The following is a 25,239-nucleotide window of genomic DNA, read 5'->3' on the forward strand; positions in this document are numbered from 1 at the left end:
GTGTTTGGACCTGGTTTCACGGCATTGTCACCACGTTGGTTTCAGAACGACCGGCTTTTGGCCTGCCGCATGCACCTCATACCAGCCGGGGAAGCCACGCCATTTCACCAAGCCGTCTTGATCCGTCTTCAAAGTGACCTCTGTGTGCCACTTCCGGCCGATCCACTCCTCCAGCACCTCGCCACGTTTGCGGATGCTCCAGGCTTTATTCCATGAAGACGCCTCGGGTTTCCAGTGCGAACCTTCCCAGAAGCCCCACAACAGAAAACTCGTGTAAGCCGGATGGCTGAAGACGGCGATGAGCACATCACGCGTGTAGTCCGCCGCCAGTTCCTCGTCCTCGGTGGTCACGATGTCGTATTCTGTGATGGACTGATGCGGCACGATCTTCGCAAAGCGATCCGTCACCGCCAGCAGATGCTCCGGCGACGGCAGGTAGCTCTCGTGGAAGTGCGCTTGATTGCCGAGACCTGCGACCGTGAAGCCGTCGGAGTTCAGCGACTCGATGTAGGCAAACGTGTCGTCATGCTGCGGCCCTGGCCGGAAGACCTGATCCTCATTGATGAAGAAAGGCAGCTTCGTGAGTGACCGCGCCAGCGTGAAGACCTCGCGGTCGAGTTTTTCGAGACCTGGCCGTTTGTTCAGCATGTCCGCGCCGCCCCAGGCGATGGGATGATTGATCACGTCCCATTCGATGACGCGATCCTTCACAAAGGCCATGCGCTCCTTCACGCTCTCGAGCGTGCGTTGGCGGATCTCGGCGTTGTCTTGGATGTCGTGCAGATTGAACGGCGTGGCCACTTGCATGAGGTAATGCCCGCGCACCGCGATGTGCCGCTCGGCAAACCAGGTCAAGGCCTTGTCCAGTTCCGCATTGCGGCTCGATTTGCGCTTTACATCGAAATCGGGCGGCCAGTTGCCATCTTTGAGGTCATTCTCGAACACCACGATGCTGAAGAGCTTGTCCACGATCTCGCGATAGCGCCGGTCATTTTCACTTTCGCCGCTGAAGCGCTTTGCCACCACGGCGGAACCAAACCCGAAGGCGTGGCGGCGCAGAGAGAGCTTCACCTCCGTTTCAGCCAGCGGTTTGCCATCCTCGCCTTTCACGATCATCGACAGATCCGCCTTCCGATGCTGCTCGATGCGCTCCAGCGCCGCCTGGCGCCACGGCGCGTCCGGCTCACGGCCTGCGTAGCTGCGTTTGATCAATTTCGCGCGTGGGAAGCTGTTCACGTCCATCGTCGCCGGATACTTGAGCACGCGGATACTTTCGACTTCGATGCCTTGCTCCTTCTGCCCGCATAGCAGCACCACGGCGGCCTTGTCCGCCGACACCACGTCATTGACGATGAACACCACCGGCTGCTCCGTCCACTCGCGATGGATGCCAACACCGATGGTATCGCCAAACTCGGTGTAGGGCGCTCCACGAAGCTGCAATTTAGCCAAAACCTCCCCGGACTCCGCACCACCCACCACCCGCGCCTTGATGATCGCCAGCACACGCTCGTGTTTCGCGATCTCGGCGGAAATTGGCGCGGTGAACTGTGCCGCGTAAGCCTTGGCCGCGTCCGGCTTCGTGATGGTGATGCGTTTACCGACCGCCAGCGGCTCCACCTTTCCTGCTTCAGGGGACGAGTTCGCCTGCAATACCGCCGCACCACGCACATCGTCGCCGCCCGGTGGAATCTCGATGGCTGAAAGCTGGCAAAGAAGTGTCGCGGAGAAGAAGAGCGAAAGAAGACCGGGGTGTTTCATGGGTGCGGGCACAAATCTTCCCGCCTCTCTCCCGAGTTACAAGCCCCCGCTGCCATCGAATCGATCAGGGAACTATGATTTCTTCCTCTGAACCGACACGACGCCTTCTTTGCCTTCCGGCCATTTCGCGCCTTCCTTGATCCAACGGAGGATGAGATTGACCTCATCCTTGGGAATGCGGTGTCCGGTGGCTGGCATGGCCTTCTTGTCCTTCGGCGGCAGCGTGAGCGCGAGGTAAAGCATGCTTTTCTCAGGCGCGCCGGCCACGATGGCAGGCCCGCCCGGGAAGCGCTTGCGGAAGGCCAGCGCTCGGTTTTGCAGATTGAGGTCGCCAAACAGTGCCTCCGAGTTGTGACACTCGACACAGCGATCGGCCAGGATGGGCTTGATCTGCTTCACGAAGTCCACTGGCGGATCCTCGGCGGCAAAGGAGGCGCTGGTGGCAAGGGCGAGACAGGCGGCGGAAAGAATCAGATGACGTTTCATGATGGGGGGCTGGGTGGCTTCTCTCAGACGCGCGGCGCACGTCTCTTCAGGGATTGTGAGAGACTACGTCCTTCTTGCCAAGCTGTTTCGACAAACTTTGCCGCCTGGAGGTCACCCCACTGCTGAAGCGGTAGCAGTTGCCCCGCCACTCCCGCACGGCATGATGGCGGCCATGAGCATCGAACAAATCACCGCGCGCATCTGCGCGTTTCGCGACGCCCGGGACTGGATGCAGTTTCACAGCCCCAAAGAACTCGCCATCGCCATCACTGCCGAGGCGGGAGAACTGCTACAACACTTCGTCTGGCAGCAGCCGGACCAGATCGAGCAGCGCGTGAAGGACAAGATGCCCGAGTTGAAGGACGAAATGGCCGACGTGGGCATCCTGCTCTTCGAACTGGCTCACAACCTCGGCGTCGATCTCGGTCAGGCGATGCTCGACAAGGTGGGGCGCAATGAAACGCGTTATCCCGTGGCCAAGGCACGCGGGTCGAACGCCAAATACAACGAGCTGTGAGCGAGGCCGAGGTTCCAACACCGCACCGCCGCCGTCCGCGCTACTCGGGCAAGAATCCGGTGCGCTTTGAAGACAAGTACAAGGAGCTGAATCCGGAACTTCACGCGGAGACGATTGCGAAGGTGCGTGCGTCCGGCAAAACGCCTGCCGGGCAGCATGTGCCAATCCTTTTGACTGAGATCATGCAAATCCTCACCCCGCAGCCCGGCGAACGTACCGTGGACTGCACGCTCGGTTACGGCGGACACGCCAGTGCGTTGCTGAAGGCCGTGCAGCCGGGCGGAACGTTGCTCGCGCTCGATCAGGACCCCATCGAGATCGTGCGCACCGAGGCGCGGCTGCGTGCGGGTGGCTGCGACGAGTCCGCGCTTGTCGTGAAACGCATGAACTTCGCTGGCTTGCCGCGTGCGCTCGCCGAACTCGGCTGGAGCGATGGCGTAGACGTGCTGCTGGCCGATCTCGGCTGCTCCTCGATGCAGTTCGATAATCCTGCCCGCGGTTTCAGCTTCAAGCACAACGGCCCGCTCGACATGCGGATGAACCCGCAGCGCGGCGTGTCAGCCCGTGACCTGCTGCAAAAGCTCTCCGCCGCGAAGCTGAAGATGATTCTCGAAGAAAACGCCGACGAACGTCACGCAGCTTTGCTGGCTGACGCGCTCGCCAGCACCGATCACGACACCACCCGCTCACTGGCCGAAGCCGTACGCCGCGCTTTGCCTCATCGTATCGATGACGAAGAACGCGAGACCACGGTGCGCCGCGTGTTCCAGGCCCTGCGCATCGCCGTGAACGAGGAATTCACCGCGCTCGACACCTTTCTGCATCAATTGCCGAACAGTCTGCGTCCCAGCGCCCGCGTCGCCATTTTGACCTTCCATTCCGGCGAAGATCGACGTGTGAAGCACCTCTTCCGTGATGGATTGCGCAGCGGCATCTTCAGCGCCACCAACGACGAGGTGATCCGCCCGTCTTCACAGGAAATGCGCGACAATCCGCGTGCAGGACCAGCAAAGCTGCGGTGGGCGATCAAAGCTTGATCGGAGCAGTGTTCGCTGCGCAAAGGCCGCGTTCCGCTTCGTATGAGTGTGCCATGCTCCAACCGGCTCGTTTCCTTCTTCTATGCGCTCTGTGTTTTCCGTGGTCAGCTCATGCCCTGCAAGAAGCCTGGGAAACCGGCTACACGAAGGAGGATGCCACAGGTGCGCATGTGCTCGGGCACTGGTCGTTTGAGAAAGCAGACGGGCTGAAGCTGAACGGAGCGGTTTTGAATGCAAAGGGCCGGTTTGGTGCGGCGCTGGAATCGTTTCCGGGGTTTCCGGCGCAGGACAAGCGGCATGCGGCGCTGGTGAGCGTGCTGCCGGTGAAGGGTGCATTCACACTGGAGATGTGGATCAAGCCGAAGGCGGAGTTCAAACCGGAGCTGCGCTGCTTCCTGCTCGACAAGAAGTATGTCGATCACACGGACTACCAGTGGCAGATCGGCGAAGAGGACAAAGGAGGGCTGCGGCGCATGTGGGTGACGCTGGGATTTGGCGCGGAGTCGCGGCAGATCTATTCGCAGCCGTTCAAGATGGGCGAGGAGTGGCAGCACGTGGCCTTCACTTACGATGGCGTGGGAGAGGGGAAATTTTATCGAAACGGCACGGCGGCAGGCGGTGCGAAGCTCGAAGGTTATGGAGCGGTGGTTCCGGGCAAAAAGGAGCTGAGCCTCGGCGACCGGTTGGGCAGCAACTACGGCGGATTCCCCGGCTTGATCGACGAGGTGCGGATCTGCGAGGGCGTGCTGAGTTTTGAGCGTGTGGCGATGCAAATCGCCACGACGCGGCAGGTGTGGCGGCGCATGGAGACGGCGAAGCCGATCGACATCGTCGTGACCAACCTGAAACGCGAGACGATGAAGGCTGCGGCGCTGAAGGTGAGCCTCGGTGGCAAGACGGAGGACTTCATTGTGCCCGATCTGGCGGCCGGGAAGAGCTTCTCAGCGAAGTTTTTGCTCAACACAGCACTTAAACCTGCCGAGTATGAACTGCGGGCGCGGTTTGAGACCAGCGATTATGCCACGGAACTGTCCAGTACGCTGAAAATCGTGGCTCGGATGCCGGTGCGCATGCCGGTGATCATGTGGGGCGGCGGCGGCGAGGAGGTGGCGAGAATGAAGGACATCGGTTTCACGCATTACATCGGCCTCAGCGCCCAGAACGCGGGGGAGATGTGGAAGGAGAAAAAAATCCTGCCTCCAGGGACGCCGGAGTACATCGCACGGAACCGTGCCTATCTCGACGAGGCCTTGGCGAACGGTTTAGAGGTCGTCGCGAGTCTCTCGCCGCATGATGCGCTAGAGAAGGACCCGAAAAACCTGCGAGTGGACCGCAAAGGCGTGCCTTACGCGCGGCAGGACATCGCGGCGTCGATGCCGGAGTTCGCGCCATTTTTCCAAAGCGTGGGCCAGAGCGTGGCGAAGGCGTATGGCGATCATCCCGCCTTCACTTCGGCGCTGATCGACACGGAGGTGCGCGACAACAATCAGGTGAGTTTCAACGCGGTGGATGTGGAGGCTTACAAGAAGTTCGCCAATGCCGACATCCCGGCGGAGGTGACGGCGAAGTGGGGTGTGGATTGGACGAAGCTGAAGGACTTTCCAAAGGATCGCGTGATCGCGGATGATCATCCGATCTTAAAATACCTGCGCTGGTTTTGGACAGTGGGCGATGGCTGGAACGGCCTGCACACGGCGCTGCATAAGGGTGTGAAGAGCAGCGGCAGGCAGTGGACCTTCTTTGATCCCGCCGTGCGCCAGCCGAGCATCAGCGGCGCGGGCGGCGGCGTGGATGTGATCTCGCACTGGACCTACACCTATCCCGATCCGCAGAAGATCGGCATGTGCGCAGATCAGCTTTTCGCGATGAGCGCCGCGAGCGGCAAGAACCAGCGCGTGATGAAGATGACGCAGCTCATCTGGTATCGCTCCCAAACTGCGCCGATGGGCAGCAAGGCACCGGGCGAGGTCGTGGCATGGGAAGATCATGACCCGGAGGCGGCCTACATCACGATTGCGCCGATGCATTTGAAGGAGGCGCTGTGGACGAAGATCGCACGGCCGATCCAGGGCATCATGTATCACGGTTGGCAGTCGCTGGTGCAGACGGACAGTCCGGGTGCCTATCGCTTCACCAATCCGAACACCGCGCCGGTGTTGACGCAGCTCATTCACGATGTGATCGAGCCACTGGGGCCGACGCTGATGGCGATTCCTGACGAGCGGAGCGAGGTGGCGTTCCTGGAGAGCTTCACGTCGCAAATGTTCGCGCGACGCGGCGGCTACGGCTCGAACATCGGCTGGGAGGCGGATGTGTGGCTGGCGTTGCAGCATGCTCACGTGCAGACGGACATTCTCTTCGAGGAAACCTTGCTCAAAAACGGCCTCAGTGGTCGCAAGGTGCTCGTGATGCCGTATTGCGATGTGCTGACGAAGAGCGTCGTGGCCCGCATCGCCGACTGGCAGAAAAAGGGCGGCAAGATCGTGGCGGATGAATTCCTCTGCCCCGCTTTGAAGGCCGATGTGGTGATCCAGAGCTTCAAGCGCGAGAAAAAAGCCGCCGAGGACAAAGCAAAGGTACTGGAACTGGCGAAAGCCTTCAGCGCGCTGCCGCACAAGGTTTCCTGCGACAACCCGGAGATCATCACGCGCGTGCGGAAGTTCGGCGACGCGACTTATGTCTTCGTCGTGAACGACAAACGCGAATACGGCAGCTACGTCGGCCAGCACGGCCTGGTGATGGAAAACGGGCTGCCATCAAAGGGCATCGTGAGTCTGAAGGCGGAATCAGCCAATGTGTATGAGCTCACCGGCACGCAGTTCATCGTGCCGAAGCGCGGTGAAGACGGTGTGATGAGCTGGCCGGTCGAGCTCGGCCCCTGCGACGGCAAAATCTTCATGGTGCTGCCCAAACCGCTGCTCGGCATCCAGCTCGACGTGCCGGAGAACGCGACACTGAACAACACCGCCAAAGTCAGCGCCCGCATCACCACCACGCAGGAAGCCCCGACGAAGGCGGTCATCCCAGTGCGTGTCGAAATTCGCGACGCGAATGGCAGCGCAGCCGAAGGCAGCGGCTTCTACGCCGCCGAGAACGGCATCGTCGAACTCAGTCTCAACCTCGCGCCAAATGAAGATCCAGGGACGTGGGAAATTCGCGTGAAGGAACTCGCGAGCGGGATGGAGGCGGTCAGATGGATGCGGGTAGGGAAATGACGAAACCCGAATAGCGCATGACGAATGGTTGATTTCACGCGGGCAGGACCGTAGCGTTTTCGAAGATTTGCCCCATGAATCACGACGAACACTCCTTTTTGCCTGACGGGCCGCATGCGGCGTGGACGATTGCGAGCTATGTGCGCGAAGGAGCGCGCCACTGGCCAGAGCAGGAGTATTTGAGACATGGAGATGAATCCCTCACGTATGCGGAGGCATGGCGGCGGATCGCGAGCATCGCAGCGTGGCTGGATGCCAGAGGCATCGGTCGCGGGGACCGCGTGGTGATGGTGACGGAGAACCGCATCGAAACGGTGCTGCTGTTTTTCGCCGCGGCGCAGATCGGAGCCATCGCGGTGATTTTGCATCCGCAGATGAAGCCGGAGGGGCTGCGGCGCATTTTGGAGCAGACGGAGCCGAAGCTCGGCCTGCTGGAACAGTCCACGGCCTCACTTCGGGAAGAATTTGGTGAAACACCGATCGTGTGGGCGGACGGGAACGGACGCACTCCGTTTGTTGAATTGATCGCGATGCCGGAGCCGAAACCTGTGCCGTTTCCGGGGATTGACCAAGATCCGGCGTTTTTGGTGTTCACGTCGGGATCGACGGGCACGCCACGCGGGGTGATTTTGACGCATGACAACGTGCGCTTCGTCTCAGCGGCGATTCAGACGCGGTTGCAGTATCGAGCAGAGGATCGCGTGGCGATATTTCTGCCGATGTCGTTCGACTACGGGCTGTATCAGCTCTTTTACGCGGCGATGGTGGGTTCGAGTGTGTTCATCGGCCGGCCGGAGATGGCAGGGCCGGAGCTGCCGCGCATTCTCGCGGTGCAGGAGATCAGCGTGCTGCCGGGCGTGCCGACGTTGTTTGGCGGGCTGATCAAGATGCAGCGCTATCGCCCGGTGGCGTTGCCGAAACTGAGGGTGATCACAAATACGGGCGATCATCTCCCGCAGAGTTACATTCAAAGCCTGCGCGAGCTGTTTCCGCAGGCACGAGTTTACCCGATGTATGGGCTGACGGAGTGCAAGCGCGTGTCGATCCTGCTGCCGGAGGAGTTGGAGGCGAAGCCGGAGTCGGTAGGCCGTGCGCTGGATGGCACGGAGGTGTTTGCGATGGATGCGAACGGCCACCGCCTGCCACCGGGCGAGACGGGCGAGCTATGCGTGCGTGGTCGGCATCTGGCGCTGGGCTACTGGCGCGCGCCAGAGGAGACGGCGAAGCGCTACAAGTTCATCGGCGAAGGCCACTCACGCGTGCTGGTTAGCGGTGACTTTGGCAGCGTGGACGCGGAGGGCTTTCTGCATTTCCACGGGCGCAGCGATTTCCTGATCAAGCACAAGGGTCACCGGCTGAGTCCGGCGGAGGTGGAAGAAGAAGCCTGCCGAATTCTCGACGTGGTGGCAGCCGGCTGCGTGAAGGACGAGGCGCGGGATCAGTTGTGCCTGTTTGTTTCCGTCTCGCGTGAAGGTTTGGATGAAAAGGCCATCGTCATGGCGCTAAGCGCGAAACTGGAGCCTGCGAAGGTGCCAAACCGCGTGATCTTCCTGCCGGAACTGCCGAAGACAGGGAACCAGAAGGTGGATCGCAAGGCGCTGCGGGCGCTGCTGTGAGCAGCGAATAACTTGAACCGGTCGGACAGGAGTGTCCGACGTACTTTTACTCATCCACGCCTGCGGCGTCGAGCGTGCGCATCATGGCGTCCAGGAACTCCTGAGCGGCGTCGATGGGGAGGATGATGGTGTCGCGGCGGCCACGCACGTCCTCGGTGATCTTGATGAACTTGCCGCGGTCGTTCTCCTTGAGATCGAGAAAGAAGATCTTCCGCTCGGTGACGATTTTTTCCGAATGCAGCGGCGGATTAGGCGGACGCCGTTCATCTTCAAATTCTGTGTTCCTCATGCTGATAACCTCCGCTGCCTGACGATTCGCTGTTGGTGCTGGGTGAATTCGAGCCGGATTCTAGGAGCCGCGCCCATATTGTCAATGCTTCTCACGAAGGAGCGCCTGCCTTGCCGTGTGAAGGGCACCGAGAGTCCAGATGACGGGGTAAAGGCGCTCGTGATACCAGAGGCGAGCGAAATAGAGGCCGATGGGGGCGGTGGGGAAGCGGGTGCCGTGAGCAGTGGCGCTCAAGAGCCACTGGATGCTGGATCCTAGATGCTGGATGCTGGATGAGGCGGACAGAGCCTGGAGAGCGACGGCGGTTTCCTCGATGGAGGAGGGGGCGTTTTTGTCGCCGCCGAAGGAGCCATCGGTTTTTTGCACGGAGTGGAGGTAAGTCAGGCCGGTTTGGATCAGGTCGCAAGCTTGGGCGGCCAGTTGGGCGTTTCCGCTGAGGTGATTGATGACCTGGGCGGTGCCATAGACGGGGTTGTTCTCGTCCGGGGTGTGTTCGTTGCCGAACCAGAGAGGAATCCAGGCGTGTTCGGATGTTTGCGAGGTTTTGAGGTAGCGCAGGGCGCGCTGGGTGGCTTGGGCGATGCGGATTTGCAACGCAGGTGGAAGCTCATCATGCCAGGTCCACCAAGCGAGGAGGGCGTGGGCGGTGATTTCGGGCGTGCTGCGGTCGAAGGGCAAGGTGCCCCAGCCACGACAGAAGGTGGGGATGCCTCCGTCGCGGTTTTGGAGGTTCAGGAGCCAGCCGATCCCCTGCTCAATGGCGGCGTCAGCGACGTGACCGATGTGTTTGAGCGTGATGAGAGTGCTGCTGGTGTCGTCGGCATCGGGGACACCGCCGGGGAGGTCGGTCCAAGCCCAGCCGCCGGGCGGGGCGTTGGTGAAAGGGTGGATTTCGCGGTATTGCTGGCAGATGAGCCACTTGGAGGCGGAACTGCGGGCAGGAGTGCCCGCGCTCCCTTCTTGAGCACGCATGGCGAGCGTGGTGCCCCATGTGGCGAGATTGGTGTCGATGGGCCAGGATCCGTCCTCACGCATGGAGTGGCGGAGGAATTTGACGGCGAGTGGTAGGCAGGGATGATCGAACTGGCCTGCCCCGGCGAGGGCCATGGTGACGAAGCTGGTCAGCGGGGTGGCCTCCAGGTAGCCACCACTGCTGGGCTGCAAGGTTTGCAGCATCGGGCGGATGCGCGGCCAGGCGAGGGCGCGAATCCAGCGCAGCGGGTTCCACCAGGCGGGCGGGGCGTTTTTAAAGCGGGTGTAGCCGATGGCAATGAGTGCCGGGAGGGCGTAGCTGACCACGGGCAGGCCGATGGCACCGAACCAAGTGCGAGGAAGAGCCGCGAGCTCGAAGGGCAGTGCAATGACGTGTTTCCATGGTTTGTCCCCCAAGGTGCCGCACAAGGCACAGAGCATAAGGATGGGCACGGAGAAGGTCTTGTCCTTGCCGTAGCGCGACACGACGGCCTTGGCGATGGCCTGGGGTTCGAGGGAGCCGACCTGGGCGGTGATCCAAGTGTCGGCGGCGGTTTGATGAGGAGTGGCGACGAGTCGTCGCCCATCCGGATTCCTTTTGGCCGACGAGTCGTCGGCACTCCATAAATGCAAAGCGCTCCAACACAGGAGGGTGGTGGAGAGGTTGGACTTGCTGAGGGTGGTATCACCCCAACCGCCGTCGGCGTTTTGATGGTCGCAGAGCCACTGCGAGCCTTTTTGGATGAAGACGGCGTGTTTTTCGCGATCCACGAGGGAGAGCGCGACGATGGCGGTGGCCGTGGAGAGGGCGCTGCTGCTGAGATGGCCCTCCCAGTGGCCGTTGGTGTGCCGCAGGCTTTCGAGATGGGCCTGGGTGGCGGCGATGACGCGGTCGAGGGCGTCCATCATGGCACGAATGATCAGGCTTCGAGTTTCAGCTCAGGGCGGGCCTCGATGGCTTTGGTGAGCGAGAGCCAACCACCTTCGCGCTGCTGCTGAAACATGTGAAGATACAAAGCTGCCTGCTTGGCAGGAAATTTGGCGAGGAGCGCTGCGATGGCGGCCTCAGCCTTTTCGTCAGCGATTACTTCGGGGAGCTCGGTGACCTCGCCTTTGCCATCGTGGGCGATCTCAGCGGCGTCGAGGAAGGTGATGAGCATGTCTGCCTGGCCTTTGAGAAGCCAGATCTGGAAGATCTGCGCGGTGACCTCCTCGTTGGACTTGGTGTTGAGCTGCTCCAGGAGCCACTCGGCCTGCTTGGCGCGGGATTTTTCCAGAATGAAGGCGGGGCGCAGCCGACGCGCCGGAGCAAGGGAGTCAATGACGGCTTTGTAGGCGGGACGCTGCTCGGTCTGCAGGTAGGACATGATCTGCGCACGCAGTTCGGGACCGATGGCTTGGAGGAGTTGGTTGGGACGCATCTAGGGAGGTTGGGAAAGTGGGGCGCTCTGCTAACACCACGGCACTGGAGTCGCAACCGTTTTGCCTCACAGCGGGCGAATGGTCAGCGGGAAGCGGTACACCTGCCCCTCGGCGGCGCGGACGATGCCGATGATGGTCAGGATGATCGTGGCAAGGACGATCACCGGCAGCAGCAACAGCCCGATGAACACAAAACACAGCAGAAAGGCCGCGAAACCGTAAAGGAGGTAGCTGATTTGGAAGTTCAACAGCTCGCGGCCCTGGGAGTCGAGGTAGGGGCTCTGATCCTTCTTCATGAGCCAGATGACGAGCGGGCCGATGATGGGAAAGCCAATGAGGCAGAGCACATGCATGACGATTCCAAGGGTCTTATCGTCCTGGCTGACCGTGGGAGGAGGGAGAGTGGGTGGTGTGGGAGATTCCATGGCGGGCGGATTCTATGTGAGGAAGCAGCATGAAGGCCAAATACAAATGCGGAGCCAGTTTCCTGGCTCCGCATGGGAAAAACAAGCGGGACGCTTGTTCTGCACTTTAACCGATCTTCGGCAGCTCGAAGCCTGCGGCGTATTCGTCTTCGGCGAGCTTGTTGGCCTCGACGGCGAACTCGCCGGTGAACTTCTCAGTGGCCGGATCGAAGTCGAGCCAAGGGCCGGCGCTGATTTTTTCGGCGCTGAGGTCGATCTTGTTGGCCTCAAGGTTGGCGATGAAGTCAGCCAACGTTTCCTGGCCGGCCTTGTCGTTGGCGAGACGCTCCTTAACCTCGTCGTTGCTGAGCTGCTTGCCGAGACGGTAGGAGATGTTCGCCATCTGGGCCAGAGCGGCGGCATGGTAGCCGTGAGCGACGTGGAGGTTGCTGTTGATGATCTTCCCAGCGCGCACGGACTCGATGAAGTTCTTCATGTGGTCGGCACCTTCATCGAAGTCGTCGAACTTGGTGAGGGTGTTGCCTTCGTTATCGTAGGCCTTGGCCTCGGCGACGAATCCGTTTTCGCAGTGAATGACGTTGCCTATGCGGGGGGCGGCGGTTTTGCCGTTGATGCGGAAGACCGGTTCGTAGCCCTTGGTCCAGTTCATGTCCTTCATGGGCAGGCCACGGTTGTCGAAGAGCATGGGAGCACCCTCGGCCCACTGGAAGAAGGCGAGCTGGTTGTTGGCGCTCTCGCCATCGTCATCGTAGCCCCAGCGACCGCCAAAGCTGGAGACGCGCTTCGGAAGCAGCTCAGGATTGCCGAGCGCCCAGCGGGCGACGTCGAGCTGATGCGGCCCCTGGTTGCCGATGTCGCCGTTGCCATAGGCCCACTGCCAATGCCAGTCGTAGTGCATCTGCTCGCGCTGCACAGGCATCACCGGGCGCGGTGCGGACCAGAGGGTGTAATCGAGATCAATGAGCTGCGGCTTGCCGCCGGTGTCGCGGAAGGTGCCGACGATGCGGCCTGCGGCGTCCGGCTTAACAGGAGCGGCGACTTTGCCGATGGATTTGCGAGCCTTGAAGTTGATGCCACGGGAGAGGGTGGTTTTGCCGATGGCACCACTCTTAACGTAATCCATGGCGGCCTGCCAGCCGGGGGAGGAGCGGCGCTGCATGCCGTGCTGGACGACGAGGCCCTGCTTTTCGGCGACGGCGGCGGCCTCGACGAGTTTGCGGCCTTCCCACATGTTGTGGCAGACGGGTTTCTCGACGTAAACGTGCTTGCCGTTGGCGATCGCGGTCATGGCGATGAGCGTGTGGCTGTGGTTCGGCGTAGCGATGGTGACGGCGTCGATTTCCTTGTCGGCGCAGCACTCACGGAAGTCCTTGTACTGCTTCACGGTGATGTTTTTCTTCGCCAGAGCGGCGACGTGCTTCTCCATGACCTTGTTATCGACATCGCAGAGGGCGACGAGGCGGACGCCTTTGATACCGAGAAGGCTGCTGATGTGGCCGGAGCCACGCGAATTGAAGCCAATGACGGCGACGCGGACATCCGCGTTGGCACCGAGCGGAGCCGAGTAGGAAGGAAGAACGGCGAGACCGGCGGCGCCGGCGACGGTGCCGCGAATGAAGGTGCGGCGGGTGGTTGGGGTGTGGTTCGTTTGCATGGGATGAGAAGGTTAAAGACGTTTCTGCCACGTTAGAAAGAGCGCGGCCGAGGAATTTGTCGAGCCTAGCCAAAACGTGGGGCGAAAGGCAACCTTTCCTTTCTCCAGGCGTGAGTTTGCGATTTGTCGCCTCTCCATCCCCAAACAGCCCCCCCAGCAGGAGGCTGTTCGGAAAAAATCAGATGGTTTGACTCACTTTGACTGGGTTTGATCCGGTCGGATCAGAGAGCCCGGCGGCGGCGCATCAGGAGGCCCAGAAGGCCAAGCAGGATGAACAAGGCGCGGGAAGGTTCAGGAACGACGACAAGGATGCCGTGGGTGGCAAAGGCGCTGGTGTCGAATTTGAATTCCCCGGTGAATCCGGCACCGGTGAAATCAAAGTTGGCCTCCGTCAGGCTCGTGCTGGAGCCAGAGAAGCTAAGCGTGGTCCAGTCCATGAGATTGAAGACATCGCCAATGGAAGGTGCCGCAGTGGTGTAGGGGAAGCCCGTGCGGTTGACCACCTTGAACAGCGGCGTCGCCAGATTGTCCGCATTGATGGTGAAAGTGCCCGAGATGTTGATGAAATCGTGATTGCCAGGAGCCGTGGTCTTGTAAGCGTCAAGCTGACCACCGGCGAAGAGAGCCGCGACACTGGTGTAAGACCCGCCAGCCAAAGCATCGGTGAGAGTGGTCATATCCGACGACCCAAGCTGTTCTGTGCGGCTGGTGATGCTGAGCTGAACCTGACCGCCGCTTTGGACTTCCACCGCATTAAAGTTGAGCATTTGATTGCTTCCATCGGTATCACCCAGGCCAGGAGCCAGAATGGTGCCGCTGCCCAGGATGGTGCTGCCTGCAATGCTGCCTGAGCCGGAAAGCTTGCTGCCTGAGCCGGTGACGTTGACACCACCCGTGCCATCAAGCGAGCCTGTGGAACCCTCTCCGACCTGCAGGGTGCCTGCGGAGACATTGGTGGTGCCTGCATAGGTGTTGGCAGCCGTCAAAACCAACGTGCCAGCCCCTGTTTTATTCAGCGCTCCAGTGGTGCCTGCGATAACACCATTGACCGTCAAGGTGGTGGTGGCAGCGGTCTCAAAGGTGCCGCCGACTGCTCCAAGAGTCACCCCCCGATTGGCGCTCAAGGCCGTGGACGCCGTGGTCTTGAGCGTCCCATTGGAACTGCCGCCGCCAAGAGTCAACTGATTGGCCACGAAGGAACCGGGGGCAGCTCCCAGATTGGATTCGGAGCTAATCTCAATGGTGCCATTGCCAATCGAGGTTCTGCCGGTGAATGTCGTGCTATTGTTTCCACTCAGAATCCAGGTGCCTGCGCCGACGGAACTCTTGAAGAGGCGCTGCGAGCCCGTGATCTGGCCACTGATCTCGCCATTGCCATCACCGCGCAGAACGAAGTCCTGGGTGCCTGCGCTTAGATTGACATTGCCACTGACGGTGAGTTTGCCCGCATCGGAATTCAGAAGAGCCCGATTCGTAACATCGGAACCAGTGTCCACCGTAAGGTTGCCGGTCCAGGTATTGTTACCGCTCTGATTGTTGAGTGTGGCACTGCCGCCCGCGTCGGCGGTGAGAGAGAGTGACTCCCCAGTCACAGTGATGCCGCCGGACATAGACAGCGTACCACCTGCGGCCACGCTGGTGCCATTGGCGGTGCCGCCAAGTGCGCTGCCATGAGAGATGTCCAGAACGCCTGCGGAAACAACCGTCGCGCCCGTGTAACTGTTGGCCGTCTCCATGACCAGCGTGCCGCTGGTGGTCTTGGCGAACAAACCGCCGCCATTGAGTTCGCTGAGGTTTCGCAGCGAGCCGGACTGGGCAAGGAAGGTAATCTGATTGACGGCGGAACCGATGCTGTTGCCGCTCATGTTGAGCGTGGCGCCGTTCAGCGTGACGGTGGCATTTTCAGTGCCAGCGCCCCCCTGGCGGATGATGTTGCCCGTCACGGAGACCGCACCGCCGGTGAGATTGATGTTGGAGGTGACGGTGCGCCCCGTTCCAGCGTTGGCCATGTTGATGGCGGTGCCGCTGCCGGTGCCAATAGTGACGGTGCCGCCGGTGACATTGAGGTCCGCCGTGACCGTGCCGCCGACACTGGTGTTCACGGCCATGTTCACCGTTCCGATGGTGGTGGTGGGCGATCCAGGCGCGGCGCTGTCACCCAGATTCACCGTTGCCGTTGCATTCCCCGTGCCTGTGCTTGTGCGGCTAGCCATGGTGAGCGTGGTGATGTCCATTGTGCCCTGATCAAACGTGAGGGTCGCAGTCGCTCCCCCGGTATTCTGCGTGCGTACGGCCATTGTCAGGGTCGAGGCCATGATATCCGCCGTGTGTCCGGTCAGATTCATGGTGGAATCCATGGAGCCTGCGGTGCTGCCTGTTGTGTTGATCATGTTGATGGCGGCACGATCCGTCCCGTTCGAAGCTCGTACTGTCACTGCCCCGGTGGTGTCGAGTCCGTCGAAAACCACGGCACCACCCGAGCGATTCGTGCTGCCAGCAGAGCCGATGTTGATAGTGTCGGCGTTCAGGGCGTTGGTGCCGCTGCCTAACGTGAGGGTGTGGGTAGCAGAGCCTCCCGCTCCGTCGCCGATCCGGATGAGCGAGGCGGTGATACTGTTGCTCGCGGCCAGTTTGAACGTCGAGGGGTTGACCTCAAGTCCGGTGTTCACGTCTCCCAAACGAAAGACTCCAGAACCCAGATTGGCCGTAAAACTGGAGAGTCCCGTGAAATCGGCATCGACTCGGCTGTCGTTGGTCCCGCCAGTGGCGGCTCCAACTATGAAGTTGGCTCCACCGCTGTTAACCACAATCGAACCGCCTCCCGTGGCATTCACCGCTGTGTTCGAGCCGTTGGCGTCAATACCCAGCGTCACCGCACCGTTGATCGTCAGAGTCTTGCCCGTGTCCACGATTATCTGGTTTGTCGCGGCATTGGATGTGGACTGCACAGCCAGCGAGCCGATGGTCTGATCAAAGCCGTTAAGGTCAAGAATGCCCGCCGTAGCACCCGTGCCGACGCGGACGGCAGTGACGACAGGAAGGGCATTATTGAGCCCGATCTTGAGGGTGCCGTCGTCCACTTGAGTGGCACCGGTGTAGCTGGCGGCACCATTGACCAGCCAAGTGTTGCTGTCTGCTTTGTTCAGGGTCAGCACGCCGCCAGTCTCGGAGATCGCGCCAATGGTGTTATCAATGGTAGCGCCGTTCGAAGAGCCACGGAGGATCAGTGTCTTGTTCCCGGCCATCTCGAAACGAGCGCCGCCTAGCCCAAGAGCACCGGTGCCGTCCGCATCGATGGTGACACTGCCTGTGGTGCCCTGCATGCCGATGAGACGATCACTGCTGTGGCCGACCCCGATGTAGTTGAGGGTGGTGGCAGTGGTCGTGAGCCCCATGCGAATGATGCCGTTTTCTGCATTGGAAGCGTTTCCAAGAGCACTGGCGCCTCCTCCGACATTGGAGATGCTGTTGAAACTTAGGGTGCCGCTTTGAATTTCGGTCGTACCCGAGTAGGTGTTGAGACCGGTCAGGGTGAGAACGTTGGTCTGATTCTTGAACAGGCCGCCAGAACCGGCCAACCCCGCGTCAACCGTGATGTCGCCTGTGTTACTGAAAAAGAAGCCGGTGGAGGCGTTGATCGTACCCGCGCCAGTGATCGCCGGGCTGGCACCACTCGTGGAGACAAGACTGGCAGTGATGCTGTTGGTGCCGAGAGCCAGAGTGGCTCCTGCACCGATGCTGAGCGCCCCGCCGTTGCCGGTGGCATTGTTGGCACCGACGGTCAGCGTGCCGCCGCTGACCACTGTCGCTCCAGTATAGGTGGCGGCAGCGTTCAGGGTGAGATTGCCCAAGCCGACCTTGGTAAGACCGCCTAGGCCGGAGCCGACGCTGTTGGCAAGAGCGAGAGCGATGGTGTTGGTGTCGATAGTACCGCCACCATCCAGCAGAGTGATGGTGCGCTGCGAAATGTCGTCAGTCAAAGTTGTGCCGAGGCGAAGAGTGCCACCGGCGAAGACGAGGGAACCGGTGTTGCCGCCGATGTTGTCAAGGTCGGCGATTTCGAGGATGCCTTCGTTGATCGTGGTCTTGTTGGCACCGCCGCCAGCGGTGTTCACGGCGGATAAGATGAGAGTGCCGCGTCCGGATTTGGTGATGTCCGCAGCAAAGGTAAGGGGCGAGGAAATCGTGGCCGTGAGCGACTTGGTCGGGGTGCCTGCATCGGGATTCACGACGTGGATGACGTATTCATTCGTGGTACCGACGGTGATCCCGGAATCGAACCCGCCGAGGGTGATGCCATAATCTCCGGCCACTGCCGCAAGGTCCAGTGTGAACAGCATCGCTCCGCTGGTTACAGCGAGGGACTCGCCGACACCAGCACCACTTACAGCGTGTGTGGCGGCGGCAACGCTGGCATTGTGCAGCACGAGTGCATTGATGGTCTTGGCCGGGCCTGAAGCGAGGGAGAGTGGGGCAGCGAGGGACTCACGGATATTATCCGTCGCCAGCGCCTGGGTGCCAAAGGTATTGTATTCCGCAAAAGTGAGCGGGCGGAAGCCGGAGCCGCTGACATAGGTGACGAGGGAGTTGCCCATGTGCGTGGCGGCGAGAGCACCGCCAGTGGATTCACCGATGGCCCAGGGGACGATGCTGATGTTTTGGGAGGCCGCCGCTCCTCCTCCGCCGACGAGGTTGGCCAAATTGGCAATGAAAGCGGTCTGGTTGGTTGCGTCACCGATGCGGAACTCGTTTTCCTGAGAAGAGACACCACCGAGATTCGTGCCGCGCACGTTCAAGGTCGAGCTGTTGAGGCGCACCAGATTATTGATGATGATGTCCGAGTCATCAAGGGTCGTGGTGGCTTCCATACCGACGTAGCTGGCTCCAGTGTTGAGCGTGATAAGCCCGACGGTTTCATCACGGGTCGCGTCGTTGTCATTGCGGATGGCGAGCCCGCGCACGATGGTCTGACCGTTAAATGTGCCGTCGGCGGAGTTCAGGGTGATCGGCGTGGTGTCGAGGATGCGCGCGGTGGACGGGGCGGTGGTGCCGTTGTTGTCAAAGATCATCGCACCACCTTTGTTGATCCGGATGATGCTGGCGTTGATCTGGCCGAGACCATTCATCTGGAGCATCCCTGACTCCACCGTGAGCACTCCGGTGAAGCCCGTGCTGAGATTGCTCAGGTTCAGGTTGTGCGTCCCCTGCTTGATGATATTGCCATCGCCAGTAAAGAAGCCCGCATAAGTCGTATTACCACCGCTGTTGTTGATGGTCAGAGTGTTGGACCCGACCGCCACCGTGCCGAAATCAGAATCCGTGTTACGGCTCCCCCCCTGCAGGCGTCCGATGGTTTCATCGGCCAGCAGTTCCAAGGTGCTGGGCCTGCTGGCCGACAATGTGACGACCGAAGTGTCGCCGATGCCGCTGCCGGTGACCTGAAGTGTGCCGTCCTGGATTTCGGTGACTCCGGTGTAAACATTGTTGCCGTTTAGTAGCAGGGTGCCAGCCCCCGTCTTGTAAACCGCATGATTGACACGGATGTCAGCAGTGATCTGGAAAGCTTGAGAGCTGTCCTGAGTGATGATCAGCTCTGGAGTGGCTGCTGCGGCACCTGAGAAAAGTGTGCCGTTCACGATGCTGGGCGTGCCAGCGACGCTGCTGGTGACAAGGATGCCACCGCTGTTGATGCCGAGAACACCCGTGGAGCCCAGAATCACATCCGAGCCACTCGCGGCATTCAGGCGCAGGCTGTTGATGAAGGCCACATTCAGCGTGCCGGCGAAGCCAGTGGAGTCACTGATGTTCTCACCCGTGAGCCAGGCACCGACAGTATCTTGAAGGGTCGTGGTGGCGGCGATGATGTTGCCATCGGCGGCGTTCGTGGCATTGGCGGCAAAAAACACCCCGGAGCCATTATCCACCGTGGCCCAACCGCCAAGAATGGCATTCGGAGCCGTGCCAATGGTGTTCAGCGTATCAGTCGTGATGCCGTTTGTGGCACTCTGGGTGCCTGTGGGCAGGACAAAACGGATGGTGCCGTCCTGCGCATTCACGGCGCGGGTGATGGCATTGAGGTTCAGGGCGATCTCCTGGCCAGCACCCGGATTCAGCGTGATGCGGCTGGAGCCGCCAGTGCCGAGGGTGAAACTGCCGACGCTCTGGCTGGTGGCGGCGCTGGCGTTGCCATTTAGAATGAGATTGCTTCCGCGCATGTCGAGCTGTGAGGCGGCGCGCAGTTTGGTGGTGTTGCTCGTAGTGTAGTCGAGCACGAGGTCCCCTTCGTAATGAATGGTGGCTCCAGTCGAAGCGAGACCGCTGTTATCGCCGGTCAATGTTACCGTTCCGTTTCCAAGCTTCTCAAAAACAGTCGATCCCGTGCTGGCGAGGTTGGCGTTGATGGTGCCTTTGTAGAGATCAAGGTTCCCTGTCACGGTCAGAATCCCAGTGCCGTTGACGATCCCGGTGCGGTCAAAATTGCGGTTGCCGAGGATGAATTCGGTCACGGTTTGATTGAAGGTGCTCATGTTCAGCGTGCCAACTCCCGTGCCGTCCGTGCCAATGCGAAGCCCGTCAAACTCTGTGGAAACGATGGCATCATTGGCTCCCAGTGTGATGATGCCGCCCGTGTAGGCGCGCAGGGAGGCATCCGCGCTCAATGTGGTGGTGTTGAAGGAGAGAGCACCGGTCGCATTCAGATTCAAATTAGCTCCAGAGACGACGAAGATATCATTACGCACCTGGAACAGGCCGCTGTTAAGGTTCAGGATCGTGTCGGCACCTGTCACCGTCAGGCCGTCACCGATGCGGCTGGTGGCCGTCTGATGGGTCCAAGTACCGCCGTTGACCGTCATGTCTGCGGCATCACCCGTCTGAGTGATGCCACCGGCGATGATGCCCACGCGACCTGCGGCACCGGTGAGGATAATCTGCGAACCATCGGCAGTGGGCCCCACGGTGATGGCTCCGTTGTAGGTGATGGAGTCTGCGGAGGTCACGCCGTTAGCGGAGAGGGTGGCGACTCCCGTGGCGGTGGTGATGGGACGGTCCGTGGCTTGAGGAGAGCCGCCAATGAAGCGGAGCGTGCCACCATTCATCGTGATCGCCGTGCCATTGCCGAGGGCGCTGGCCCCGCCGCTGATACTTGTGACGGTGTTGAACTCCAGCGTGCCTTCTGAGAGGGAGATGTTCCCGGTGAAGCTATTCGCCCCGGTGAGTCGGATGATGTCATTGGTCACTGCCCAGGCACCCGCGTCGTCGTTGATGGCGAGGGAATAGCCGGACCCGCCGTCGGAGATGATGCTGGAGATGATCACCAACGAATCGGCATCGCCCCCGTCCACGGAGATGCTGCTGTTGCCGCCGAGGACCACGCCACCGGCGATGTTCAGCGTGCTTGCGGCATCGTTAATGGTAAAGCGAGCGGTCGCACCAATGCCACCAGAACCGAGGGTGGTGACACCATTCTGATTGATGACGTAGTCCGCCCCTAATACCGCACTGATGTTGTCCACGAAAACCTCCCCAATGGACCCCGCGGCAAAGGTCAAGGCACCGGTGCGATTGAGGGTTTGGCCGTTGATATTCCGGTAAATGAGCCGGCCGAGCGTGTTGAACGTGACCGCACCGGTATGACCCGCATTGGCTGCGGTTCCGGGGCTGGAAGTGAAGTCCACCGATCCGCGCTCGAATAGCAATTCGCCATTCCAAGTATTGGCCAGATTAGTGAGGGTGAGGGTTCCGGTTTCCGCATTGCCGGCGACGAGAGTGTCCACACTGTCCACCGTCAACCTGCCAGCACCGCTGAGCACTCCGGCAAAGGTGATGCTCCGCGCCGTAGTGGAAGTGACGGTGGAGTTGCTGTCCCGCATGTTGATGAACGAGTTCGCGCTGACATTCACCGGACCGCCATAAATCTGTATGTTCCCACCTGCGGAGAGCGTGCCCCCTGCGAGGGTGAGCGGCATCGCCAGAGTGACCGCAGTGCTGGTCGTCGCGTTGTTGAAGTAGAACGCACTGGTGCTATTGACCGTGACAGTGGCAAAGTTGCCATTCACCGCGTCGCCGAGGGCCGCCACATTGGTCATTTCCAGCGTGCCTGCATTGACCGTCACGTCGGCCGTGTCGCCGATGTTGAAGGTCGGGTCGGCAGCAGCGGTGAGTGTGACCTTGCCGAGACCGGTCTTGGTCACGTCTCTCTCGCCCATGAGCGAGCCCAGGGACAGGACGGAACCAGCGTCCGCCACATTCCAAGTCTGACTCGTGGCCAGACCGCCGAGGCGCACCGGGCCGCTGATGATCACCGCCGCAGGGCCGCCCGCCGTGATCTTGATGCCGTCGGTCGCAAGTTGTGGAGCAATCTCGATGCGGTTCGTCACGATCAAGCCGGGGTCGATCGTCACCGAAGTCGGCGTGTTGGCAGGAGTCGTGGATGCCTCGAAAGTCAGCGAGTTGACCTTGAAGTTCTGCTCCAGCGTTGTTGTCACGGCGGCGTTCGTGAGTGCGTCCCACTGGAAGATCACATCTGTGCCCTGCCCAGGGGTGGAAAGGGCGGGAATGGTGCCAGTCTTGTCTTGGGACCAATTGTTGGCATTGGCGTTCCAAGTGTTGTCGGTCAGTCCGCGCCAGTAGGAGGAACCGGTGATGAGCGTTCCAGTGGTGATGAAGACGCTGTTGTTGTTCGCTGTCAGTGTGATCGAACTGAAACCGCCTGGAGTGGCACCCAGGAGGTAATCCGTGTTGGCCAGAGGTCCGCTGGTGAAGCCGCCATCCACAAAATTGAGCAGTTCGTAAGTCTGTCCGGCGTTCAGACCCGTGTCCGTAAGATTGAAGGTGATCTGGTTCCCGGTAAAAAGGCTCAAAGTGCCGCCAGTAAGGAGGGTGAAGGTATCGGTGTTCAGTTCGTCCCCGTCCACGAGAAGATCGCCGACGTTCAGGTTGAGCGTGGTCATGGTGCCGCCGCTAAAGCCAAGTTGGAGGCTGGTCAGCCCGCTGAACTTGCTGCCCGCGCCGTCAAGGAGGTTGAGAAGCCCGCCGTTCTCAACGACGACGCTCGTGATAACAGATGGGGCGGTGATCCCGCCACTGAGGGTCAGGGCGCTGCCGCTATTCGTCACGCTCAAGCCCGTCGTGCCATTAAGCGGAGAGGCAATGCTCATCGAGCCGCCGTTGACGTTCGTGGTGCCTTGATAAGTAAGCGTCACCCCCGTGAGGATTGAGGCGCTGGCCGTCCCCGTCTTGGTGATCGAGAGCGCACCCGCTCCGCTGTCAGTAATCGTGTAATTTCCGATGCCACCGATGGTCACGGCCTGATCGTTCGCCCCAAAGGTCAGCGAAGCCGCAGTGCTGGAAGTATTGTCGATGATGGCGGTGCCAGCCGTGTTTGCGGTGAGCCCATTGATGGTCTCCGTTTTGCCGTTGAGATCAAGGGTGGCGGTCAGTCCCAAACCGGGATCCAAGACGACCTCGTTGTTCGCGGGATTGACGGCCCCGTTGGGAATCACTTCGTTTGCACCCAGACGGATCGTTCCTGACGTGATTCTTGTCCGCCCGGTGTAAGTATTGGCTCCACCCAGGGTGAGGCTTCCGGTACCCGCATAGATGACCCCGAAACTGGGCATCGTGCTGCTGAAGATGCCATTGAGGATCGTGTCGCCCGAGCCGTCGAATCCAATACCCAGACTGGTGGTTCCGGCGGTCGCTGAGTAGTTACCGCTGAGGGTCAGCGTCTTGCCAGACACGATGTTGTTTCGGATGAAACGCGTGCTGCTCGTCGTGGAGGGATCCGTCCAGAGTCCCGTGAGGTTGATGCTATAATCGCCGGTGAAGCCCGCGATGGTGCCGCTCGTCGCGGACTGCGTGATGGGATTGGAGATCGTGCGGTCGCCGCCATAAGCGAAAACGGTCCCGTTGCTGATCGACAGGGTGCCGGTGCCGTCCCCCAAGGCATTGTCGTGCCCAATCCCCAGCGCGCCGCCGTTCACCGAGATGGTGCCGGAGAAATCATTGGCACCGTTGGTCAGGATCCAGGTGGCGGAGCCGTCCACCGCGACGGCCAAGTTCCCGCCGTTGTTCGACAACTGGCTGGTGATCATGTTGCCGGAGGCATTGACGCCGCGCAGGTACAATGTCTTGGCCCCGGCGACCATATCATTGGCCACGTTGGTGAGGATCAGCGGCCCCGTGCCGTCGGCGTGGAGTTGCACGCTGCCAGTGGTGGTGTTGAGGCGGATATAACGGTCACTGGTCTCGCCGATGCCGACGTATTCCAGAATGCCCGCACCAGTTCCCCCGTTTCCGATGAGGATGGCTCCGGCATTCGTGTTGCCAAGCATCGAATCACCAACGCTCGTCGCTCCCGGAGCGGTGCTGATGCCGAGAGTTTCGACCACCAAAGTGCCAGCGCGGAGCAAGGTTTGGCCAGTATAGGTATTGGCACCGCGCAAGTTCAAGATGCCCGCGCCTTCCTTGGCAAGATTGCCCCCGCCGGTGATGATACCGCTGATCGAGCCGAAATCCGCACCGACACTGGTGAAGTCGCCGACATTGATCTGGCGATAGCCCCCAACGACGGCAGAAGTCGCGACGCTAGTGCCAGCCAGAACACCGGTTCCAGAGCTAAGGGTAAAGGTCGTCGGGCCGGTAATCGTCGCGATGGTGGCGGTGGACGGGATATTGGCATTACCGGTCAAACTTTGCCCAATTGCCAGTCCCACGGTGGTGCCAGATGTAAGCGTCACCGTCGTCCCCGCCGCCGTGGTTGTTGCATTAAACGCATTCGCCGCGCCCTGGGTGATCTCAAACCCGCTAATGATGTCCACGTCCGATTTGGCGACGCCGGAGTTGTTCAGCAGCAATGCCCCCGTGCCGAGGAACGGCCCGGTGCCCCAGACGGCCCCGGTGCCCCAGTCCACGGTCAACTGAGAACCTCCAGCGGAGAAACCGCCCGCTGCATAGGCTGTCCACTGGACCTGATTGGCACCCGTGCCGAGGGTGCGGGTGAAGGCTCCAGTCCGGGCGATGGAACCGCCATCGAGAACGAGGTTCGATGCCGTCGGGAGGCTGGTGCCGGTCGTCACATAGAGCGCACCACCACGAATCGTCGTCGCCCCGGTGTAGGTGTTCGTTGCTTCCAGATACCAGACGCCCGCGTCCGCCTTGTAAACCGATGTCACCGCCGCGCCATTGTCGCTGATGATCGGGAAAAAGCGATTGTCACCCGTCGAGGCCCCGCCGAAGACGAGGCCTTGCGGATTGCCGGTGGCATTGGCACCAAAAAGGAGCGCTCCGGTGTTGGTCCAACTGCTCGTCGCGCCATTGACCCCGTTGGCCTGAATGCGCACCCCGCCATCGGCGCCGCCATCGAAGGTGAAGAGTCGGTTGGTGCTGTCGTTGGTGGTGCCGGTGAAGCTGAGCCCGCCGTAGGCTTGGGTGGCGCTGGTGCCATTGAAGATGAGGTTGCCTGCGGCGTTGCTCGAGGCGCCAATGCCGCTGGCGAATCCACCGTCCGCGAGGTTGTTGATGGTCACAATCCCAGTCGAACCGATCGTTGTGCTGCCGGTGTAAGTGCTCAGGCCGAGCCAGGACTGGCCACCCGTGCCGACCTTAACCACGCTGATCTTGCCCACTCCGCCGTCCTCAATGATACCGAGGGAGGTGCCGGTGCCATTGGCACCGCCCACCGTGAAGGTGACATCCGTGGTGGCGCTGGTGTTGCGGACGATGCCGTTGTTGTTGAAGGCGTTGGTGCTAGGCGGTGTCTTTGCAAATCAAGCGAGGTGAGTTCTATCCAGGAGGGCGGCGAAAGTGATGAACCCCGCAAAGGATGAGGCGGTTTTGTCGGCAC

General features: G+C 60.8%; 12 protein-coding genes. 4 read left to right on the top strand and 8 right to left on the bottom strand.

The annotated features are described in order from the left end of the window. Window positions 1-27 precede the first annotated feature (27 nt). Both ACILSI_RS16060 and ACILSI_RS16065 read right to left on the bottom strand, forming a co-directional pair. On the bottom strand, window positions 28-1,761 hold the full coding sequence (locus tag ACILSI_RS16060) for an endo-1,4-beta-xylanase (RefSeq protein WP_395722912.1): 1,734 nt from the start codon (window positions 1,759-1,761) through the stop codon (window positions 28-30). A gap of 72 nt (window positions 1,762-1,833) precedes the next feature. Then, window positions 1,834-2,247 carry a c-type cytochrome domain-containing protein gene (locus ACILSI_RS16065; protein ID WP_395722913.1) on the bottom strand — a complete coding sequence of 138 codons (414 nt, stop codon included), beginning with the start codon at window positions 2,245-2,247 and terminating at the stop codon, window positions 1,834-1,836. A 172-nt stretch (window positions 2,248-2,419) separates the two neighbouring features. Here ACILSI_RS16065 and ACILSI_RS16070 point away from each other — a divergent pair, with 172 nt between their 5' ends. From ACILSI_RS16070 to ACILSI_RS16085, 4 genes are all read left to right on the top strand, one after another. Continuing rightward, window positions 2,420-2,764, top strand: a complete 345-nt coding sequence (locus ACILSI_RS16070; RefSeq protein ID WP_395722914.1) for a nucleotide pyrophosphohydrolase — start codon at window positions 2,420-2,422, stop codon at window positions 2,762-2,764. Then, window positions 2,761-3,801: a 16S rRNA (cytosine(1402)-N(4))-methyltransferase RsmH gene (gene rsmH / locus ACILSI_RS16075; protein WP_395722915.1), complete on the top strand. Its 1,041-nt coding sequence runs from the start codon at window positions 2,761-2,763 to the stop codon at window positions 3,799-3,801. The genes ACILSI_RS16070 and rsmH overlap by 4 nt, the downstream gene beginning before the upstream one ends. Window positions 3,802-3,854: 53 nt before the next feature. After that, entirely contained in the window at window positions 3,855-7,016 is a 3,162-nt protein-coding gene (locus tag ACILSI_RS16080) for a LamG-like jellyroll fold domain-containing protein (protein WP_395722916.1), read from the top strand. Between the two features lie 74 nt (window positions 7,017-7,090). Next, window positions 7,091-8,632, top strand: coding sequence for a class I adenylate-forming enzyme family protein (locus tag ACILSI_RS16085; protein WP_395722917.1), 1,542 nt, complete (start codon window positions 7,091-7,093; stop codon window positions 8,630-8,632). 46 nt (window positions 8,633-8,678) lie between these two features. On the opposite strand, the gene ACILSI_RS16090 is transcribed toward ACILSI_RS16085, so the two are convergent. The 6 genes from ACILSI_RS16090 to ACILSI_RS16115 form a co-directional block, all read right to left on the bottom strand. Next, on the bottom strand, window positions 8,679-8,921 hold the full coding sequence (locus ACILSI_RS16090) for a DNA-binding protein (protein ID WP_395722918.1): 243 nt from the start codon (window positions 8,919-8,921) through the stop codon (window positions 8,679-8,681). 81 nt (window positions 8,922-9,002) lie between these two features. After that, window positions 9,003-10,802 (bottom strand): prenyltransferase/squalene oxidase repeat-containing protein, encoded by a 1,800-nt coding sequence (locus ACILSI_RS16095; RefSeq protein ID WP_395722919.1) that lies wholly within the window; start codon window positions 10,800-10,802, stop codon window positions 9,003-9,005. An 11-nt stretch (window positions 10,803-10,813) separates the two neighbouring features. Then, window positions 10,814-11,314, bottom strand: coding sequence for a hypothetical protein (locus ACILSI_RS16100; RefSeq protein ID WP_395722920.1), 501 nt, complete (start codon window positions 11,312-11,314; stop codon window positions 10,814-10,816). Between the two features lie 66 nt (window positions 11,315-11,380). Continuing rightward, the gene (locus ACILSI_RS16105; RefSeq protein ID WP_395722921.1) at window positions 11,381-11,740 is read right to left on the bottom strand and encodes a DUF4870 domain-containing protein; all 360 of its coding nucleotides are present in this window, start codon (window positions 11,738-11,740) and stop codon (window positions 11,381-11,383) included. Window positions 11,741-11,846: 106 nt separating this feature from the next. Beyond that, complete coding sequence (locus ACILSI_RS16110; RefSeq protein ID WP_395722922.1) at window positions 11,847-13,394, bottom strand: Gfo/Idh/MocA family protein; 1,548 nt, start codon at window positions 13,392-13,394, stop codon at window positions 11,847-11,849. Window positions 13,395-13,615: 221 nt separating this feature from the next. Beyond that, a complete protein-coding gene (locus ACILSI_RS16115) occupies window positions 13,616-25,075 on the bottom strand; it encodes an autotransporter-associated beta strand repeat-containing protein (protein ID WP_395722923.1) in 11,460 nt (3,819 codons plus the stop codon). Window positions 25,076-25,239 lie beyond the last annotated feature (164 nt).

The sequence above is a fragment of the Prosthecobacter sp. genome (assembly GCF_044232965.1).
Taxonomy (GTDB): Bacteria; Verrucomicrobiota; Verrucomicrobiia; order Verrucomicrobiales; family Verrucomicrobiaceae; genus Prosthecobacter.